The 18,986-nt window shown below is 71.9% G+C and carries 17 protein-coding genes and 1 pseudogene; 7 read left to right on the top strand and 11 right to left on the bottom strand.

Annotated features, from left to right (window positions below):
* Positions 1-954 (top strand): annotated as a pseudogene (locus D7V93_RS15305) (response regulator); the annotation flags it as partial.
* A gap of 101 nt (positions 955-1,055) precedes the next feature.
* On the opposite strand, the gene D7V93_RS15310 reads toward D7V93_RS15305, so the two are convergent.
* From D7V93_RS15310 to D7V93_RS15335, 6 genes are read right to left on the bottom strand one after another with little or no spacing between them, the layout of a single operon-like run.
* Entirely contained in the window at positions 1,056-2,201 is a 1,146-nt protein-coding gene (locus D7V93_RS15310) for a hypothetical protein (protein WP_120644123.1), read from the bottom strand.
* Positions 2,198-2,968 (bottom strand): type III pantothenate kinase, encoded by a 771-nt coding sequence (locus tag D7V93_RS15315; protein ID WP_120644137.1) that lies wholly within the window; start codon positions 2,966-2,968, stop codon positions 2,198-2,200. The genes D7V93_RS15310 and D7V93_RS15315 overlap by 4 nt, the downstream gene beginning before the upstream one ends.
* A gap of 13 nt (positions 2,969-2,981) precedes the next feature.
* Complete coding sequence (locus D7V93_RS15320; protein WP_120644124.1) at positions 2,982-3,986, bottom strand: biotin--[acetyl-CoA-carboxylase] ligase; 1,005 nt, start codon at positions 3,984-3,986, stop codon at positions 2,982-2,984.
* Positions 3,986-4,603: a hypothetical protein gene (locus D7V93_RS15325; RefSeq protein WP_120644125.1), complete on the bottom strand. Its 618-nt coding sequence runs from the start codon at positions 4,601-4,603 to the stop codon at positions 3,986-3,988. Before D7V93_RS15325 ends, D7V93_RS15320 begins: the two co-directional genes overlap by 1 nt.
* 2 nt (positions 4,604-4,605) lie before the next feature.
* Positions 4,606-5,523, bottom strand: a complete 918-nt coding sequence (locus D7V93_RS15330; RefSeq protein WP_120644126.1) for a HEAT repeat domain-containing protein — start codon at positions 5,521-5,523, stop codon at positions 4,606-4,608.
* A 55-nt stretch (positions 5,524-5,578) separates the two neighbouring features.
* Positions 5,579-7,810: an HTH domain-containing protein gene (locus D7V93_RS15335; RefSeq protein ID WP_120644127.1), complete on the bottom strand. Its 2,232-nt coding sequence runs from the start codon at positions 7,808-7,810 to the stop codon at positions 5,579-5,581.
* A gap of 97 nt (positions 7,811-7,907) precedes the next feature.
* On the opposite strand from D7V93_RS15335, the gene D7V93_RS15340 reads away from it, so the two are divergent.
* A complete protein-coding gene (locus tag D7V93_RS15340) occupies positions 7,908-10,103 on the top strand; it encodes an outer membrane protein assembly factor BamB family protein (protein WP_120644128.1) in 2,196 nt (731 codons plus the stop codon).
* Between the two features lie 54 nt (positions 10,104-10,157).
* Here D7V93_RS15340 and D7V93_RS15345 read toward each other — a convergent pair whose 3' ends face one another.
* Positions 10,158-11,087 carry a hypothetical protein gene (locus D7V93_RS15345; RefSeq protein WP_120644129.1) on the bottom strand — a complete coding sequence of 310 codons (930 nt, stop codon included), beginning with the start codon at positions 11,085-11,087 and terminating at the stop codon, positions 10,158-10,160.
* A 51-nt stretch (positions 11,088-11,138) separates the two neighbouring features.
* On the opposite strand from D7V93_RS15345, the gene D7V93_RS15350 reads away from it, so the two are divergent.
* Positions 11,139-12,170 carry a homoserine O-acetyltransferase family protein gene (locus tag D7V93_RS15350; protein ID WP_120644130.1) on the top strand — a complete coding sequence of 344 codons (1,032 nt, stop codon included), beginning with the start codon at positions 11,139-11,141 and terminating at the stop codon, positions 12,168-12,170.
* A gap of 4 nt (positions 12,171-12,174) precedes the next feature.
* On the opposite strand, the gene udk is transcribed toward D7V93_RS15350, so the two are convergent.
* The 3 genes from udk to D7V93_RS15365 form a co-directional block, all read right to left on the bottom strand.
* Positions 12,175-12,813, bottom strand: coding sequence for a uridine kinase (udk, locus tag D7V93_RS15355; RefSeq protein ID WP_120644131.1), 639 nt, complete (start codon positions 12,811-12,813; stop codon positions 12,175-12,177).
* A 68-nt stretch (positions 12,814-12,881) separates the two neighbouring features.
* Complete coding sequence (locus D7V93_RS15360; RefSeq protein WP_120644132.1) at positions 12,882-14,540, bottom strand: MbnB/TglH/ChrH family RiPP precursor modification enzyme; 1,659 nt, start codon at positions 14,538-14,540, stop codon at positions 12,882-12,884.
* A 35-nt stretch (positions 14,541-14,575) separates the two neighbouring features.
* Positions 14,576-15,028: a winged helix-turn-helix transcriptional regulator gene (locus D7V93_RS15365; protein WP_120644133.1), complete on the bottom strand. Its 453-nt coding sequence runs from the start codon at positions 15,026-15,028 to the stop codon at positions 14,576-14,578.
* Between the two features lie 109 nt (positions 15,029-15,137).
* Between D7V93_RS15365 and D7V93_RS15370 the strand changes: the two genes are divergently transcribed.
* A complete protein-coding gene (locus tag D7V93_RS15370; RefSeq protein ID WP_120644134.1) occupies positions 15,138-15,920 on the top strand; it encodes an SDR family NAD(P)-dependent oxidoreductase in 783 nt (260 codons plus the stop codon).
* A 127-nt stretch (positions 15,921-16,047) separates the two neighbouring features.
* The gene (locus D7V93_RS15375; RefSeq protein ID WP_120644135.1) at positions 16,048-16,797 is read left to right on the top strand and encodes an SDR family NAD(P)-dependent oxidoreductase; all 750 of its coding nucleotides are present in this window, start codon (positions 16,048-16,050) and stop codon (positions 16,795-16,797) included.
* Here the strand turns inward: D7V93_RS15375 and D7V93_RS15380 are convergent.
* A complete protein-coding gene (locus tag D7V93_RS15380; protein WP_120644136.1) occupies positions 16,794-17,225 on the bottom strand; it encodes a hypothetical protein in 432 nt (143 codons plus the stop codon). The genes D7V93_RS15375 and D7V93_RS15380 overlap by 4 nt on opposite strands.
* A gap of 127 nt (positions 17,226-17,352) precedes the next feature.
* Here D7V93_RS15380 and D7V93_RS15385 point away from each other — a divergent pair, with 127 nt between their 5' ends.
* Positions 17,353-18,156, top strand: a complete 804-nt coding sequence (locus tag D7V93_RS15385) for a GNAT family N-acetyltransferase (RefSeq protein ID WP_120644138.1) — start codon at positions 17,353-17,355, stop codon at positions 18,154-18,156.
* Between the two features lie 121 nt (positions 18,157-18,277).
* The coding region (locus D7V93_RS15390) for a hypothetical protein (RefSeq protein WP_208723033.1) at positions 18,278-18,986 on the top strand (709 nt) is incomplete at its 3' end.

Here is an 18,986-nt window from a genome sequence, read left to right on the forward strand (position 1 = left end):
GCGTCCCGCCCCGCCGCCGTGGCGGCCCCGGTGGCCACGGGCCCCTCCGCGGCGGACGTCGCGGAGCTGCGCAACCTGCGCGCGAAGGTGGCGGAGCTGCAGAGCGCGCTGGAGGACTCGCGCGGGCAGGCGACGCAGGCCGAGGAGCGCGTGCAGTCGCTGGAGTCCGAGCTCCAGGCGAAGACGACGGAGCTGGAGACGTCGCGCTCCAGCGTGGGCAAGAACGACAAGGACACCTTCGCGCTCCGGGACACCGTCAACAAGCGCGACAAGGAGATCCTGCGCCTCAAGTCGGAGCTGAACCAGAAGGACCAGGAGATCATCGAGCTGAAGGATCAGCACCTGGAGCTGGAGCAGAAGGCCAGCACCTCCGACGAGGAGCTGTCGCGCCGGGACGCGCAGATCAAGACGCTCACCAGCCGCACCGAGCAGCTCACCACGGAGCGCAAGCGCGTGGATCAGCAGCTGGCCACCGCCAAGGAAGAGGCCCGCGGCGCCACCGCGAAGCTGGGCACGCTCCAGGCGGAGCTGGATCAGCACCAGGCCCAGGCCCAGGCGCTCCAGGGTGAGGTGGAGTCCCTGCGGGCCCAGCTGGCCCAGCAGGACGCGGACCTCCAGGCGGCGCGCGAGGAGGCCGAGGGCCTGCGCTCCCAGGTGGAGGCCGCCCAGCAGGAGGCGGAAGGCCTGCGCTCCCAGCTGGAGCAGGCGCAGTCGGACCTGTCCGCGCAGGGCGCCCAGGCGGCCTCGGAGGCCGAGGGGCTGCGTGGACGCATCACCGAGCTGGAGCAGGCGGCGGTGCGCAACGACGAGCGCGTGACGAAGCTCTACGCGCGCATCAAGGGCGACGAGAAGCTGCGCGAGAAGACCAAGAAGGCGCTCGCCATCGCCCAGCAGCTGCTGGACGAGCCCGGAACCTCCGTGGGCGACGAGCTCGACGAGGAAGCCGCGGCCTGAGTTCCGGCCCGAGTCTTGGGGCCCCCTCCGGGGCCCTTTCAGCCGGGGAAGGCGCGGCGTGACCGCCCTCCCCTGCCATCACCCGGGCACGGGCCCCGCCGTCAGTGACCGCCGCCGTCCTTCTTGGGGGCGGTCTTCTTCTCATGCAGCTTCTTGGCGAAGGACTGCACGGCGGCGGGCACGTTCTTGTCGCGCGCCAGGTCCTTCAGCTCCGCGTCGCGCAGCGTGTTGAGGAACTTCATGGTGACGGTGAGCGGCACCTTGGGGTTCTTCACCAGCGCGAGCTTCACCTTCTGGAGCTTCGTCCACTCGCGGTTGTTGTAGATGACGCGCAGCACGTCCTCGTTGACGGCGCGGTTGGCGGCGCTCGCGAGCACCTCGCCGTCGGTGATGCGCGGGCTGCGGATGACGGCCACGCAGACGAGCTTGTTGGTGTCGCGGATGAGGGCCGTGCGCGCTTCCTTGTTGCCCAGCGTCGCCAGCTTGATCTTCTCCGCGATGGACATCTTCATGATGCGCTGGGCGAGCGTCAGCCGCTTGCCCTCTTCCAGGGGCGCTTCGTCGTCCTTGTCCGCCGCCGTCCCCAGCTCCGCGATGACCTCCTCGGCCGTGGGGCCCGGATCCGGGGGCGCCGCGGCGGCCTGCGGGCCGTAGATGCGCACGCGGGCGGCCTGCATCGCCGGCACGTCCGCGAGGATGAGGCCGCTGCGCACCGCGAAGTCGCAGATGCTGTCCACGAGCGACGCCGGGGCGCCCGGGTTGAGGCACAGGTTGCGGACGATGTCCTCGTGGCGCAGCAGGCGCAGCTGGTTCTGCGAGATGATCTCCGCCACCTTCGGGCTGCACGTGGAGGCCACCGCGGCGACGGCGTCGTCCGGCGTCTCCGAGTTGAGGACGAGCATCTCCGCGTAGGCTTCCTTGTCCTTCAACAGGCCCAGGAAGTAGCCCAGCACGGGCGGCGGCACGCCCTCGTCGCGCAGCGCGGAGCCGAGGATGCGGTCCGGCAGCCCCGCGCACGTCTTGGCCGCCGTCTCGCGGACGTTCGCCTCGGGGTCGAACGTGAGCATGAAGAGGGCGCCCAGCATGTCCGCCGGGTTCAGCGGCACGAGCGACTTGGCCGCCATCATCCGCAGGGGCACGGGGGCGTTGGGGTCCACGTGCTTGCGCAGGTTGGGCGGCAGGAATTCAGCGTTGAAGGGGCAGCCCGGGGGTGGGGCCGGGATGGTGGGATCCGGGGCGAGGCTCATGACGCGTGATTCCTTCCGTAGATGATGCGCAGGCCCTCCAGGGTGAGGAACTCATCCACTTCCTGGATGACCTTCGATTCGCTGGCCACCAAAGGGGCAAGCCCCCCGGTGGCAACAACCTTGGCGGAGAAGCCCATCTCCGCCTCCATGCGGGCGCACAGGCCGTCCACCATGCTCACGTAGCCGTAGACGAAGCCCGACTGCATGGAGTGCACGGTGTTGCGGCCCACCACGTGCGGCGGCCGCGCGAACTCCACGCGCGGCAGCTTGGAGGCGTTCTGGAACAGGGCCTCCATGGAGATGTTGATGCCGGGGCAGATGGCGCCCCCCAGGTATTCGCCCTTGGGCGTCACCGCGTCCAGCGTCGTCGCGGTGCCGAAGTCCACCACGATGAGGCCCCGGTGGTGCTTCTCGAAGGCGGCCACCGCGTTGACGATGCGGTCCGCGCCCACCTCGCGCGGGTTGTCGTAGAGGATGGGCATGCCCGTCTTCACGCCCGGGCCGACGAACATGGGGCGCGTCTTGAAGTAGCGCTCGCTCATCTTCTCCAGGATGAACTGGAGCGGCGGCACCACGCTGGAGACGACGACGGCCTTCACCTGCGTCGCGTCGATGCTGCTCCAGTTGAAGAGCTGGCGCACAAGGATGCCGTACTCGTCCGCGCTGCGCCGGGCGCTCGTCTCCAGGCGCCAGTGGTCCAACAGCCGCCGGCCTTCGTACACGCCGAGCACGGTGTTGGTGTTGCCGACGTCGATGGCGAGGAGCATCACGGCCGGCACTCTACCGCGAAGCGCGCACCTGCTCGACGTCGCCCGCGAGCACCCGCTCCACGCGGCCGTCCGCCGTGCGCACCATCAGGGCCCCCGTGGGGTCGATGTCCTCCGCGAAACCTTCCCAGTCGCCCCGGTCCGTCCGCACCCGCACCTGCTGTCCCAGGGTGCTCGACAGGGCCTTCCAGCGGGTACGCACCGCGTCGAAGCCGGTGGAGAGGTACGTGTCCAGCCAGGCCTCCAGCCGCGTCCACAGGGCCGCGGCGAAGGCCGCGCGGGCCACCGGCCGGCCCAGGACCTGGGAGAGCGACGTGGCGGTGTCGCGCAGCTCCTCCGGGAAGGTTTCCGAGCCCGCGTTGAGGTTGACGCCCACGCCCACGATGACGAAGTGCACGCGCTCCGGCTCCGCGGACAGCTCCGTGAGGATGCCCGCCACCTTGCGGCCCCCCAGCTGGACGTCATTGGGCCACTTGATGGCCGCGTCGGAGCCCGCCTCGCGCAGCGTCTCCGCCAGGGCCACGGCCGCCACCAGCGTGAGCTCCGGGGCCTGCTGGGGGGGCAGCACCGGGCGAAGGATGGCGGAGAAGTACAGGTTGAGGCCCGGGGGGGACACCCAGGCGCGACCCCGGCGCCCCTTCCCCGCCGTCTGCTGCTCGGCCACCACCACCGTGCCGTGCACCGCGCCGTCCTGCGCCAGCCGGAAGGCCGCCGCGTTGGTGGAGCCGATGGTCTCGTGGTGGTGCAGCACGCGGCCCAGCGCTCGCGTGGCGAGCAGCGGGTGGACCTCCAGCGCGGAGAGCCGGTCCGGCCGGGCCACCAGCCGGTAGCCGCGCGCGGGCACCGCTTCGATGCGGTAGCCCTTCAGGCGCAGCGACTCCACGTGCTTCCACACCGCGGTGCGCGACAGGCCCAGCCGGTTGGACAGGGCCTCGCCGGAGATGAAGCCCTCCCCGCCCTCGGCGAGGAAGCCCAGGATGCGCGCGTCCTGCGTCAGCTCGTGCGTCTCCACGGCCATCAGTTCGTGGCGGGCGGAGGGGTCGCGCCCGCGTTCGCGGGGGCCACCTTGAACTTCGTCAGCTCCAGCTCCGTCTGCGGCACGCGCTTGCCCGCGTGCTCCGTGGCCACGTCCACGCGCACGAGCCCCACGCCCGCGGCGAAGGTCATCGTGTTGACGAGCGTCGTCTGCGCGTCCACGCGGTTTCTGCCCTCCACGCTGACGCAGTTGGGGAACGAGCCCGCGGGCACCTGGCAGGCGAAGCCCACCTGCACCAACTGGTAGCGCTCCGTGGACGACACGGACACCACGTTGTTCCACCCGCGCCCGGCCTCCAGCGGGCCGCGCAGCAGGTAGCGCTTGGGGTCGCGCAGGCCGAAGGCGTCCACGGAGAGCTGACCGCCCTGGTTGTCCAGGAAGTACCCGTCCTGCTCCTTGACGATCTCCACGGTGACGGGCTTGTCGTCCCGTCCGTCGAGCCGGTACGTCCACTGGTTGCCCACCGCGAGCGGGTAGTACTCGGCGATGGACTCGGGCGCCGGGCCCGCATCCGTCGCGACGCGCTTCGCGCATCCAGGGCCCACGAGCGTGGTGGCCAGGAGGGCCAGGCCCCCCACCGTCGACAGCGATTGCCTCATACTCAAGGGTCCGCGTGGCCCTGGCCACGCGCCTCCACCGTTGCGTGGTTGCGTGATGCGTAGAGCGTGTCGAGCGCCTGCTGCGCGGCGGCCTGCACCGACGGCGTGTCGTGGCCCTGGGCCACCGTGTACAGGTACGCCTCCGCCTCCGGGCCGCCAATCTCGCCCACCGCGAAGACGATCTCCTGCAGGAAGCTGGAGTCGCGGCCGCGCGCCAGGTCGATGAGCGCCGGCACCGCGCTCTTGGCCTTCATCTCCGCCAGCGCGCCAATGGTGCGGCGCACCGCGTCCGCGTCGCTGGTGTCCTTGAGGCGCTCAATCAGGAGCGGCGCGGCGGCCGGGTGCTTGCGCTCGGCCAGCGTCCGGAGGGCGAACTCGCGCATGCGCGCGTCGGCGGCCCGCAGGTCCGCCACCAGCGCCTCGTCGGTGCGCTCCAGCGCGGCGAGCTGCATCGACGCGGACTCCGTCACCTGCCGGAGCACGCTCTCAAGCGCGGCGCGCATGGCGGCCCGGCGGCCCTCCTGCGAGTCCTCCTGCACGGGCGCTTCGCCCAGCCCCACGACCTCGTAGCGCTGGGGCATGGCCCCGCCAAAGCGCTCCAGGGACAGGTTGGCGCCCACCTCCGCGAAGCTGTGGGGGTTGCCGTCCTTCAGCACCTCGCGGGTGAAGGGCACCTCCAGCGACAGCCGCCAGGGACGGGCCTTCTTGGGGACCTCGTCCCCCACCAGCTCGAAGCGCCCGGAGGTCTCCAGCGCGTCGGAGAACAGCTCCCGCACGCCGTCCGGACCGAAGCCCAGCAGGGCGTTGTCCTGCACCGTGTCCCCGGACAGCTCCACCGGCGCCACCGGATAGCGCGGGGCCTGCGAGCGGCAGGCCCCGAGTAACAGCACGCAGGAGGTGAGCAGCAGGGCCGGCTTCATGGCCCCGCTAGGCTAACACTCCCGCGTCCACCGCACCTGATTCCGTGCAGGGGCTTCAGCCCTCTTTGCCCTCGGGCGGATCACCCTGCCCGGAAGACGGCTCCCGGTTCTCCCCGGACTGCCCGCCCAGGGACGCGGCGGCCTCGCCGGACGCCACCGCTTCGGACGCCTCGTCCGCCGACAACGCGGGGCTCGCACCCGGCGTCACGGCATCGGACGCGGCCTGCGCGGCCTCGGCCCGGGCCCGCGCGGCCTCAGGCGATTCGGGCTCCGCCGGGGCCTTCACGGCTTCGCCCGCATGCCAGGCGTTGCCCTCGCTCGGCGCGGCGACGGCCGCCTCCCCGCCCGGGGAGCGGGTGGCGGCGTCCGCGATGACGGGCAGGGACTCGCCCGCGAGCGCGACCTGGCCTTCGCCTTCGACGATGCCTCCCGCGGACGGCGTGGCGATCTCACCCGAGGCGGCGATGGCCTCCACCGTCGAGGGTGCGCCGGCCTCGCCCGCGGGCCCGCCCTCCGCTCCGCGGGTGCCACGGCCGCGACGACCCCGACGACGGCGGCGGCGGCGCTTGCGCTCGGAGGCGTTGCTCTCCGCGGTGCCACCCTCGGCGCCTTCCTTGGCGCCTCCCACGAAGGCGGTGGCGGCCTCCAGGTCGTCGTCACCCTCCTCGTCATCACCCTCGTCGGAGTCATCCTCCTCGGACGACGGCGTGAACCCGGCGGCGGCCGGCGGCGCGGCGGCCACCGGTGACGCCTTGGGCTCGGGCGCTTCGGCCGAGGGCGCGGCGGCGGCCGCGTCACGGGCCTCGTTGCGCGCGCGCTGCCGGTCGCGACGGCGCTCGGCGCGCTCCTGCCGGTCACCGCGCTCGGGGCGGTCGGAACGCTCGGGGCGCTCCTCGCGCTCCGGCCGGTCCTCGGCGGGGGACGCGGAGGCCTCCACGTCGCCGCCCTCCTCGCGGGCCTGCTTCTCGCTCTTGCGCTCCTCGCGGCGGCGCTGGGCCTCTTCGGCATCCAGCTTCGCGGCCGCGAAGAAGGCCTCGTCGATGTCGTACAGCTCCACCTGGGTGACGTTGACGGCCGTGCGGGCCTCCAGGAACTTCTCACCCAGCGCGTCGCCGCACCACAGCATCACCAGCGAGCCCGTGGCCTGCGCCTCGGAGCGCGCGTCGCCGCGCACCTCGCCCGCGCTCACCAGCAGACCCACCTGCGCCGAGTAGTGGCCCAGGTCGCGGCGCAGCTCCTGCACCGTCTTGCGGTCCACGCCCGGCATGCCCTTGAGCATGCGCACCGCGTAGCGCAGCTCCACGCTGCCCTCGCGCTTGCGCGCGGTGAGCAGGGGGCCTTCCTTGGAGCGCTTGGCGACCTTCAGCTCGCGGAAGCCCAGGCCGTGCATCATCTTCACGACGGACTTCTCGAAGGTGCCCACGTCCGCTTCGCCCAGGCGCTTGCGCAGCCCGCGCGCCACCGCCCGCCGCGCGTCCTTGAGGGCCGTGCGCGCGGTGGTGATGAGGGCCTCGTCCACCAGGGGCTCGACGACGCCGGGGACGGGCTTGCCCAGCACCGGGCGGCCTCCCTCCAGCGGGATGCCCAGGGCCTGCGCGAACGCCGCCTGCAGCTCCAGGGGCGGCGCCTCGCTCGGCGCACCCGCGCGCTCCAGCGACACCTCCCCCGACTCCTGGTTGAAGGCGTACTGGGGCCGGCGGCCCGCGTCGATGCGGCGCTGGTTGTCCTCCAGCAGGGCGGTGAGCACCGCCTCCACCGTCGTCTCCTCGGCGCACAGCTCCTTCGCCTTGGCGCGCTCGATGAGCTGATCCGTGCGCAGGCCGACGTCCGCCTCGCTGAGGATCTCGAACACGACCTCGGCCAGCGGCGGGAAGCGCTTCCTGCGACCCCGCTCCTCGTCGCCCTCGTCGCGGCGACGCTTGCGTTCGGTGCCACGTCCCGACGCGCGCACGTTGTCCGTGCGCGGCTCCGGGTGGCGCTCCACCGGCCGCAGGGGAGGCAGTTCTTCCTCCGGATGCGGCTCCATCACGCCCGTCTGAGCAAGTGCCTCGGCATCCTCGGAGAGTGACCAATCCGTCAGTGCGAAGGTATCCTTCGCCGTGACAATCACCTTGCGATCCCGCGTCCGCCGCGCCATGGCAGCCAGACGCGACAGCATCGTCACTTCCGGTGTCTTGCCGATGTGGGACAGCAGGCTCAGCTGGATGGACTTCTCCGTGATCTCAAGGAAATGCAGGGGGCGACCTTCGCTCTCCAGCACTCGGAGCGCGGCCTCGTAAAATGTCATCGAGTAATCCCCAAGAATTCCGAACGGTTACAAAAATGTAGGTCCGTATGGGCGGCGGATGCTAGCCACCGCTAAACTGGCTTGTCAACGAACGTAAATGACCCGCATACGCATCGGACAGCGTTGGAAGCGCGAACCGTCAGCCTCCCCGCTCGATTCCATCGCGCTGGAGTTGGACGGAGTGAACCTGCTGTCCGGGGCGGTGGAAGAGCCCCTGGCGGAGGTCATTCCCGCTCTGGTGGAGGCCGTGGCGGCGCTCCATGCCGGCACGCGCCGGCTCGCCCAGGTTTCGTTGACGGAGGCCCACCTGGAGCTGGTGCTCCGGCGCATCGGACCGGACATCGAACTTTCTGTCGCGAGCCTCGCCCGGCCCGCCCATTTGCTGCGCCCACCTATTAAGGTTGACACGGAGGAATTGACCAGGGCGACCCGCCAGAGCGGCCAGCGCTTCCTCCAGGACGTGGCGAAGGTGGCCCCCCGGGCGCTGTCCCCCGCGCTCGTCCGGAAGCTGGGCGAGGCCCTCAAGGGGCTCGCGAAGCCCGCTCCGACCCACGAGGAGGCCCCGGTCCATCCCCTCCCGCTGCGCATCGAGCCCGTCTCCGTGCCGGGCTTCGGCTTCGAGCTGAAGGACATCTCCCCGGCCTCCCGCGAGGGCCCCGCGAAGGGCACGTCCGGGGCGCTGGCGCCGCTGCTGGGCGCGGGCGAGGTGTGGCTCGCGCTCCCCGGGCGGCCGCAGGCGTGGCGCGCGCAGGGGCCCCCCTTCCTCACCGTGCTGGAGCTGTCCCGGCAGGCGGTGGAGCTGGCGCGGGCGGTGGAGCTGGGCGAGGCCCGCTTCGAGTTCGAGCCCGCGGGCGTGCGCCCCATGCTGACGCTGGACCTGAAGGGGAAGCGGGCGAAGTCGGGTCCCACGGGGGCGTACTTCCCGCTGGAGCCCGCCGAGCTGCTGGCCGCCCTCTTCCAGTTGGGCGAGGCGCTGGGCCTGGCCTTCGCGGAGGCCCACCGCGTCCAGGTCTCCAACCCGTACCTCGTGGAGCTGACGGAGCGCTGCCGCGAGGGCCTGTCGCACCTGCGGGGAGCCAGGACGCCGCCCGAGGCCCAGGGGGAGGCGCGGGAGCGCAAGAGCCCGCCCGCGCGCGGCGAGTCGCGCCCCCTGAAGGTCCCCGGACGGCTGCGGCGGCTGCGCTTCGAGAAGCTGTGGGAGCAGCGGGGGCTGGAGGAGCCGGAGGAGGCGCGGCTGCTCGTGGGCCGGCACGGGCCGGTGTACTGCGCGCCGGGGCTCGCGTGCGCGTTCTCCCGCAAGGACGGCGCGGGGCTGTGGCGGCGCTCGGCGTCGCTGGGCGTGGCGGCGTCCGCGGATGGCCACGCGGTGGCGGCGGACGGGGCGCGCGTGTTCGGCTTCACCGGCCGGGGCGCGGGCGCGCGGTGGCTGCATGATCATGACGGCATCCCGCTGGGCCCGCTGCTCCTGCGCAAGGACGGGCTGCTCTTGACGCTGTCGGAGGACCGCACCGCGGTGGCCTTCGCGGAGACCACGGGCCGCGAGGTGTGGCGCCTGGCCCCGCCGCGCACCCAGCGCGGGTGGCTGGCCACGCAGGGTCACCGGGCGCTGCTCTCCACGGACTCGGGCTACCTGTATGGCCTGGACCTGGAGGACGGGCAGGTGCGCTACCGGCTGCGCTCGCCCATGCCCTTCCACGGGCCCGCAGTGGCGTGGGGCCGGCGCTTCCTGGTGCTCCTGGGGCGCGGCTCGCACCACGCGCTGCTGCTCGCGGACGCGCACACCGGCGAGTCGCTGTGGACGTACGAGCCGGACCTCACCCTGCCCTCCACGCCGCTGCCCATGGGCACGCGGGTGTTCCTGGCCGGGATGCGCGATGAAGACGGGCTCCTGGTGTGCCTGGACGCGCGCGGGCGCAAGGTGTGGGAGCGCGCGCTGCACCTGGGTCCCGGGCCCTATGCGCTGGCGTCGCTGCCCCGCGCGGTGGTGGTGACGAGCGCGTCCGGGGCCGCCGCTCGCGTGTCCCTGTCCGGGCAGGTGGACTGGCGCGTGGGGGCCGCGGGCGAGCCGCTGATCACCGCGCTGCCGGCGCGCACCGCGCGGGACGTGACGCTGGTGGCGGGCGAGGTGGTGCGCGCGGTGGATCCTCGCGGCGGACAGGTGCTCGCGGAGGTGCGCGCGGGGGTGGGGCTCGTGGCGCTCCAGGCCGACGTGCGCCTCAACCTCTACTTCCTGGACGACGCCGGCACGCTGTCCGCGTACCGGCTGGGGTCCCACTTCGCCGTCGTCGAGTAACGACGGCGAAGGGCTCCCGGTCTTCGCTGCTCGCCCTTCGTTGGAAGCGAAGGGCTACTCGCCCTTCTTGGCGGAGGCCTTGGCCGGGTCGATCTCCTCCTCCGGCCGCTCCTCCTGGGTGGCGCCTTCCCACGTCTCGTTGGCGCCCAGCTTCCACTCCGACGGCACGTCCAGCTTCCACGTGTACGTGGCGTTGGCGTTGCCACCGGAGGCCGCGTGCGAGGAGATGTTGATGGTCGTCTCCAGCTTCGCGACGTCCGCGGGCAGCAGGTCCAGGTCGTAGTGGCCCAGGACCATCTGCGGCGGGAACTCGGGGATGAGGCGCTCGGGGTAGTCGATCTTCATCGACGGGTCGCCACCGCGCATCTCGCCCAGCAGCTTGCCCTTCGCGTCGGTGAGCTTCCACACCGTCTCGAACGAGGCGCTGGTGACCATCTTCTTCACCTTGCCCTCGTCCTTCTCCGTGCGCTGCGCGCCCCACAGCGCCAGCTGCAGGCGCACCTGGGGCTTGCCCATCACCATCACCACGTCGGAGCTCACCACGTCCAGGCGCATGCCCTTGTCGGTGGCGGTCCAGATGGGGCGGTAGCGGCCCTCGCGCAGGTTGTCGAACTGCTTGCGCGCGTACTCGTAGAACGCCTTGCGGTCACCCGCGCGCGCGTCCTTCTTCTCGCCGCCGGACTCCGCGCGCTTCTCCAGCTCCGCCAGGTAGCCGTCGAACTTCTTGTTGCCGTCGAAGCGCGTCAGGTGCTCATCGACGTCATCGAAGTACGTCTTGAAGAAGGGCTTCAGCTCGTCCCGGTACGAGGCCTCATCCGGGTTGGTGCGCATCCAGCCCACGCGCTCCAGGTAGACGGACTGGACGCGGCGGAAGTCGGCCTCCCGCTCCGCCTCCTTCGTCCGGGCCGCGGAAGTGCGGTAGCTCGTCACCGCGGCGACAATCACCAAGGCGATGAGAACAATGAATCCAAAGTAGCGCTTCACGCGTCAGGCTCCTGTGCGTACGAGCAGGCAATGATATGAGCCTGCATCATCGTGCTCCAGGCCGGGGGAATCCAATCGTTCACCGTGCCCCTTCCCTTGGAGGAAGGGGAGCTGCTGGGCAACCCGCAGATCGCCTGGCAGGCCTACGGGAAACCGTCGGATGGCAAAGCGGTGGTGGTGCTGCACGACCTGTCCCATTCGCACGAGGCGTTGGGCACCGGACCGGACGCGCCGTATCAGCCCTTCGGCTGGGGGCGCGAGCTGATCGGCCCGGGCAAGGCGTTGGATCCGGAGACGACGCCGGTGCTGGTGCCGAACCTGCTGGGCAGCCCGTTCGGATCCACGTCCCCACTGACGGTGGAGCCGACGTCCGGCAGGGCTTGGGGCGCGTCGCTGCCTCCGCTCACCGTGCTGGACATGGCGCGGGGCGTGTCCGCGCTGCTGCGGGCCCAGGAGCTGAACCAGGTGCGGGCGCTGGTGGGCGTGGGCCTGGGCGGCGTCGTCGCGCTGCGGCTGGCGGCGCTGTTCCCGGAGCTGACGAGCAGCGTGGTGGTGCTGGGCGCGGCGCGGGCGCTGCCCGAGGGACTGCGCGAGAAGCTGGGCCTGACGTCGCAGGTGCTGCGCATGGCGCCCGACAACGAGGACACCCCTCCTCTGCGCGAGCGCGTCCCCAACCGGTCGCTGACGCGGCTTCGGCTGGACTACCTCAAGCTCATCTACGGGCGGGAGCACCTGAACGCCGCGTATCCGGACAACGCGACGGCGCAGGCGGCGCTGGAGGCGGAGGCCGCGTCGTTCGCGGACACGTTCGACCCGCTGTCCTGGTCGCTGCTGTGCTCGGCGTACGCGGGCTGCGACCTGACGGACACGTTCGCGCAGATCCGCGCGCGGGTGCTGCTGCTGACGGGCTCGACGGACGCGCTCGCACCGGCGGGTCGCGTGCGCGACACGTATCACCTGCTGACGGCGTCCGGAGTGCAGGCGCGGTTCGTGGAGCTGCAGGGGCCGGGAGATCACGGCACCCTGCTGTCGGACGCGCACCGGCTGCGCGGGCCGGTGCAGGACTTCCTGCGCTGGCGCTAGGCCGTCAGCGCGCCAGGTGCTGCGGGGCGACGAGCCGGGCCCGGAGCGCGCCCACGAGCATCCCGATGGCGATGTCGTTGTTGCCGCCGTGCGGGATGATGATGTCCGCGTGGTGCTTGGACGGCTCCACGAAGCCCATGTGCATGGGACGCACGTGGCGCAGGTACTGGCCCACCACGTGGTCGAAGTCGCGGCCGCGGTCCTTGATGTCGCGTGTGAGGCGGCGAAGGATGCGCAGGTCGTCGTCCGCGTCGACGTAGATCTTCACGTCCATCTCGTCGCGGACTTCCTTCATGTGCAGCACGAGGATGCCCTCGATGAGGATGATGTCCCCGGGGTCCACGCGGTGCGTGTGCGGCTGGCGGCCGGACGTGACGAAGTCGTAGACGGGCTTCTGGATGGCCTTGCCCTGCTTCAGCGCGCGCAGGTGGTCCACCAGCAGCTCCGTGTCGAACGCGTCCGGGTGGTCGAAGTTCACCTCCCGCCGGTCCACGAGGGGCATGTCCTTCAGGTCCCGGTAGTACGAGTCCTGATCAATGAAGGCGACCCGGCAGTCAGCGAGGGCCTCACGCACCTTGCGGGCCACCGTGGTCTTGCCGGATGCGGTGCCGCCCGCGATACCAACGACGAGGGGTGACGACATGCGGCGGGCAGTACCCCACCAGACAGGTGGGCGCAAGGATCCGTTGAAAGGCGGACACCCCGCCTGCCTTATGCCCGCCGCAAGAGCCCGCGCGCCTGCCCTTCCTCCAGCAGCCACGCGGGCAGGTCCTCCACCGGACGCGGGCCGTCCGCCAATGCCCGCAAGCCCTCCGCCACGCCCGGCGGCAGCGTCACGACCTCGAAGCCCGGCCCCTTGCGGCGGATGGCGAAGCGCCACGGCCCCGGACCCGGCCGCGCCGCGACCTGCGCCAGGGCCTCCAGGCCGGACACCTCCATCGCGCCGCAGGCCCACGCACGGCCGGTGAGATGCCGTCGCAATGCGCGTGTGGCGAACACCAGCTCCGTCAGGTCGGCCGGGAAGGAGCCCAACCGGACGTCCTCGGCCAGGGCCACCTGGCCCGGGGCTGGAGCCGGCGGAGCCTGCAGGAAGGCGTGCGGCAGCATCATCTCCAGCGACAGCGCGGCGGCCACCCCGTCCTGCCCCTGCCCTGACGACGCGGTCATCACGCGCTTGCGCGCCCACGACGCGAACGCATGCGACAGCGACCGCCCCAGCCCGGCGAAGAGCGCGCGGTACTCGCGCGAGCGGGTGAAGGACTCCAGCCCCTCCGGCGTGGCCGCAAGCAACAAGCGCGTCAGGGGCCACTCACGGTCCAGTTGCTCCGCCACCACCGCGAGCCGGAAGTCCCGATCCGCGCGCGTGCCTTCCGGATCCGCGTCCTCGGTGGCGGGCGTCACGCCGTGGCCCGCGTCGAACAGTGCCCACGGCTGGCTCTCCTGGGTGAGCGCGGGCACGGGCTCGCGCGACGCGGGATGGGCAATGGGAGGTCGCGACTCCTTCGGCACCAGCGCGCGCAGGCGGCGCAGCGAGGTGAGCGCCACCTCCGGCGGATGGCCGTCGCCCTCGAAGGTGACCGCGCGCAGGCGGGAGCAGCGCGGGAGGACGTCCGCCAGGAGTTCGAAGAGCTCCTCACGCACGGGCTGCGTGTGGTCATCGACGTAGAAGGTCCGCGGGCCCCGGCGCGTCACCACGCCGCCCGCGAGGTGGATCTCCACCACCTGATCCAACGGGAAGCCGTCCAGCCCCGCGCGCAACGGAAGGCCCGCGGAGAGCTGGTGGCTGAGCAGGTGGCCCAGGTCCAGGAGCAGCGGCAGTCCCGTGCGCGCGTGCAGCTTCGCCATGAAGTCCAGCGCGTGCAGGTCCCCGCGCGTGGCGAGCACCGCGGGGTTCTCCACCACCAGCGGGACGCTCAACGCGGCCTGGATGTGGAGCGCGTGCGCCGCGCAGTCGCGCAGGCCCGCTTCGTTGAACGGCGGCGTCACGTAGAGGTAGCCCGGGAAGGGCTGGCCTCCCGCGTGCCACCAGCCCACGTCGTTGCCCACCCACGGACTGCCCACCGCGCGGGCGTGCGCGTCCAGCTCCGCGAGCGCGGACGCGGGCTCCAGTTCCGGCCCCCAGAGGTTCAGGTGCACCGGGTGGAAGAGCACCGGCACGTCCGCGCGACGCCGCCACATCTCCGGGAAGAGCGAGGCCTGGGCGCGCGCCTCCTCCAGCGCGATGGGGGCGCTGTACTCCACGAAGTCGAACAGGCCGGGGGCCGCGTCGAGCAACCGGTACGGATGCGGCACGTCCGAAGCGCTCAGGTTGCTGCTCAGCCCCAGCCCCAGCCAGGGCAGCGTCCACGAATCCGATGCAGGGCGCGTCATGGACACACCCTAACCAGCCCGGGCCCTGCGTGGCGCTAGCGTTCTGGTGGCTCCTGCTCCAACCGCGTGTCCTGGAGCTCCAGCAGCCGCCCGTCCGCCGCGCGCAACTCCAGCGGCTTCACGGGGAGCCCCTGCGCCGTATCGAGCATCACCGTGCGCGGCTCGCCCTCCTCGAAGCAGTGCTCCATGCCCCACTCGCGCAGGGCCACCAGGACAGGGAAGAGGCGCCGCCCCTTCTGCGTCAGCACGTACTCCTGCCAGGCGCTGCCGTCCGACGCGGGCTGGACCTCCAGGATGCCGTGCGCCACGAGGTGCTTCAGGCGCTGGGACAGGATGTTCTTCGCCATGCCCAGGCTCTTCTGGAACTCACCGAAGCGGCGCAGCCCCAGCATCGCGTCGCGCACGATGAGCAGCGACCACCAGTCCCCCATCACATCCAGCGACCGGGCCACGGGGCAGGCCACCCCCTCCATGCTCGTCCGCCTCATCACCGCCTCCTTCGAGGGCTTCCACCTTCTGGTTGCATAACGAAACCACCGCGTTTATCCATCCCTCAATTGGTTTCATCATGAAACCACTCAAACCGGAGGCACTCGGATGGAACGGCTCAAGGGAAAGACGGCGCTGATCACGGGCGGCAACAGTGGCATCGGGCTGGCGACGGCCCGGCTGTTCGTGGCGGAAGGGGCGCGCGTGGCCATCACCGGGCGCAACCGGGAGACGCTCGACGCGGTGGTGAAGGAGCTGGGAGCGAACGTGCTGGCGGTGCAGGCGGACGCCACGGATCCGGCGGCGCTCGAGCGCGCGGTGGCGGCGACGGTGGAGCGGTTCGGCAAGCTGGACATCGTGTTCGCCAACGCGGGCATCGCGGGGACGACGCCCGTGGGCAAGACGTCCCAGGAGGCGTTCGAGTCCATCCTGAAGACGAACGTCACCGGCGTCTTCTTCACCGTGCAGGCGGCGGCGGAGCACTTGAAGCCTGGGGCGTCCGTCATCCTCACCGGGTCGGTGCACAGCGAGCTGGGCGTGCCCGGGTACTCGGCGTATGCGGCGAGCAAGGGCGCGCTGAAGGCGATGGTGGCCGTGCTGGCCTCGGAGCTCGCGCCCCGGGGCATCCGCGTCAACGTCGTGTCGCCGGGCGCGACGCGCACGCCCATCTGGGACGCGCAGGCGCCCACCCCGGAGGCGTACGCGAAGCTGGAGAAGGGGCTGTCGCTCACCATTCCCCTGGGTCGCCTGGGCGAGCCCGAGGAGATCGCGAAGACGGTGCTGTTCCTCGCCTCGGACGACGCGGCCTACGTGCATGGCCAGGATCTCTACGTGGACGGCGGAGTCAACGGCGCTCCGGCGGGCACGCCCCTGCTGCGCGCCACCCGCTAGCGCGACGCGCGTCCTTCCCCGGACAGCACGGTGGGAGGGCGGCCATTCCGTAGGGCTTCGCCGAAGAGTCCCGGGCACGATGCGGAACCGCCGTGCCTTCCCTCTCTTGAAGAAAGGCTGCACCCCCATGACCTCCCCCCTCAAGCCCACCGCGGTCGTCGTGGGCGTCGGCTCTGAACAGGGCCTGGGCGCGGCCCTGTGCCGGAAGTTCGCCGCGCAGGGCCACCACGTCCTCGTCGCCGGACGGACCGGCGCGAGGGTGTCGCAGGTGGTCCAGACGCTCTACGCCCGCCAGGGCAGTGGCGAAGCCATCGTCGCCGACACGACGAAGGAGGCGGACGTCGTGCGGCTGTTCGAGCGGGCCCTGTCACCGGGGCCCGGGTTCGCGCCCGTGGACCTGGTCGTGTTCAACGCCGGCAACAACCGCAAGGTCCCCTTCCGGGAGCTGGACGCCGCGCTGTTCGAGGACTTCTGGCGGGTGGGCTGCTTCGGCGGGTTCCTCGTCGGACGCGAGGCGGCCCGGGCGATGGTGCCACTGGGTCGGGGCACGGTGCTGTTCACCGGCGCCTCCGCCAGCCTGCGCGGCAAGCCGGGCTTCGCGCAGTTCGCCGCGGCGAAGGCGGGACTGCGGATGATCTCCCAGAGCATGGCGCGCGAGTTCGGGCCCCAGGGCCTGCACGTCGCCCACGTCATCATCGACGGCGGCATCAACGGGGAGCGGTTGCGCTCGCTCGCGCCGCAGCCGGTGCTGGCGCGCGAGGACGACGGGCTGCTCGACATCGACGCCATCGCGGAGACGTACTGGCAGCTCCACCGTCAGCACCGCTCCGCGTGGACGCAGGAGGTCGACCTGCGACCGTTCAAGGAGTCGTTCTAGGAGGCCGGCTTCGGCGGGGCCGCTTTTCTCGCGGCCTCTCGCGCGGCTTCGAGCACGTCGTCCACCGCGGACTCCACCGCGTCGCTCACCAGCTCCGGCGCGGACGTGCGCCAGCGCTCCAGCGAGGCCTCGTGCATCGCCTCCGGATCCTGCAGGCGCGCGTCCGTCTCTGGCGCGACCTCCGCGATGCAGTCCGGGCACACGCCTTCGAGCGCGCGCGACCACACCTCCAGGTGCGTCGTGATCAGCACGCCCTCCATGGCCAGGGCCTCGCGCAGCCCCCGCTGGCCCGCGCCGCGCATCTGCGTGCCGTGCACCCGGTCCAGCATCGTCCGCATCCACGCGGCCACGGCCTCCGGACGCGGACACGTCTGACGGCCACACACCCGACACGCCGTCTGCCAGGGCTGCCCTTCCAGTGGATTCATCGCGTCATCCTCCTCGCGCCCCGGTTCGGCTCCGCTTTACCAAGGCCCCCGCCTCCACGCACGTAGACGCGAGGCTCGGGGAACGCGGAGAATCCGTCTTCTCTGATTCCCACCGAGGGGTGTGTCCATGTCCCGAGCCGAGATCGACGAGTCGCACGCGCAGTTCCGTGGAGCCTGGAGACTGTTCGCGCTGGGCACGCCGGTGGGCGAGGTGGTGGAGCGGCCGGAGGTGTTCCTCACGGCGGGCAACGTGTCGTGGGCCCTGATGAACATGGCGTTCCTCCAGAAGCCGGCGGAGACGGAGGCGGAGCTGGAGCGCGCCCTGGATTCGGCCGCGCGCTACTTCGCGCGGGGGCCGCATGGCTGGTCCTTCACGCTGACGCCGGACTGGCTCGCGCCCTCGCTGCGGGAGCGCGCGGACGCGGTGCTCGCCACGCGGGGCCTCCATCCCGGGATGACCACGACGGGCATGGTGGCGGACACGCTGCTCGCGCCAGTCCGCCCCCTGCCGAAGCTCGACCTCCAGCAGGTGCGGGACGAGTGGGGCCGCAACGCGATCGCGGACGTGAACGCCGCCTGCTACGACATGCCTCAGGTGCTCGGGCGCGAGGCGCTGGCCGCGCCGGGCATCTATGGGCCGGAGTGCCGGGCCTTCGTCGGGAGTCGCGACGGGGTGCCGGGGAGCACCACCGCGGTGATGCGCGTGGACGGCATCGCCTACATCGCGCTCGTGGCGACGCTGGCCGAGCACCGTCGCCAGGGCGCCGCGGAGGCCGTGATGCGCCATGCCCTGGAGGAAGCGAAGCGGACGTGGGGGCTGGAGCGCACGGTGCTGCACGCCACGCCCGCCGGGGCGCCCGTCTACCGGCGCATGGGCTACCGGGACGTGACGACCTTCACCTCGTACTTCGCCCCGGCGAAGGGCGCCTGAGTCAGCACCTGAGCCAGCACCTGAGCCCATGGGCCCGGCGCACGTCGCGGACCCCTTGAAGGCGCGCGGGCCCTGAGTCCGCTGGACGGGGGCCCCGCCACCGGGAACAATCCGCGCCTGGATGGAGCCCCCCGGACCGCTGGAGCGCACTGGAGCACGAGCCCCGGCTTCGCGCGCGACCTGGGCGGTGGTGGGCGGCGCGCTCGGCCTGACGTGCCTGTTCTTCTACCGGGCCGTGTTCAGCGCGCAGGTCTTCACCGGGCGAGACATGCTGCTCGTCTACGCGCCCCTGCGCCGTTACTGGGCGGCGCGCGTGGCCTACGGCGGGTTCCCCGGCTGGTACCCCTACGACGGGCTGGGCCAGTCGTTCCCGGGGATGATGCTGTCCGCCGCGTTCCACCCCTCGCAGTGGCTGGGGCTGGTGCTGTCCACGGGCGCGGCGATGAAGCTCACCGTCCTGCTGTGTCCGCCGCTGGCCCTCCTGGGCACGTATGCCCTGCTGCGCCTCTACGCGGTGCCCCGGGCCGGGGCGTTCTTCGCGGGGCTGGCGTTCGCGTTCAGCGGCTACCTCGTGTGTCTCACGAGCAGCCTCGCGTACCTCCTGGCCGGCGCCACCCTGCCCTCCGCGCTCTGGGCCGCCGTGCGCTTCCTGCGCGAGGCCACGCCGGCCCGCGCCGCCGTCGCCTCCGCGCTGCTCGCGGGCGTGCTCCTGGCGGGTGACACCTGGAGCTACGCCTTCGCGAACGCGTTCGTGCTGCTGCTCGCGCTGACGGAAGCGGGCCCTCGCGCCGTCCGGCTGCGGCGGGGGCTGGGGCTCGTGGCGCTGGGGG

This window comes from Corallococcus llansteffanensis, from assembly GCF_003612055.1.
Lineage (GTDB): Bacteria > Myxococcota > Myxococcia > Myxococcales > Myxococcaceae > Corallococcus > Corallococcus llansteffanensis.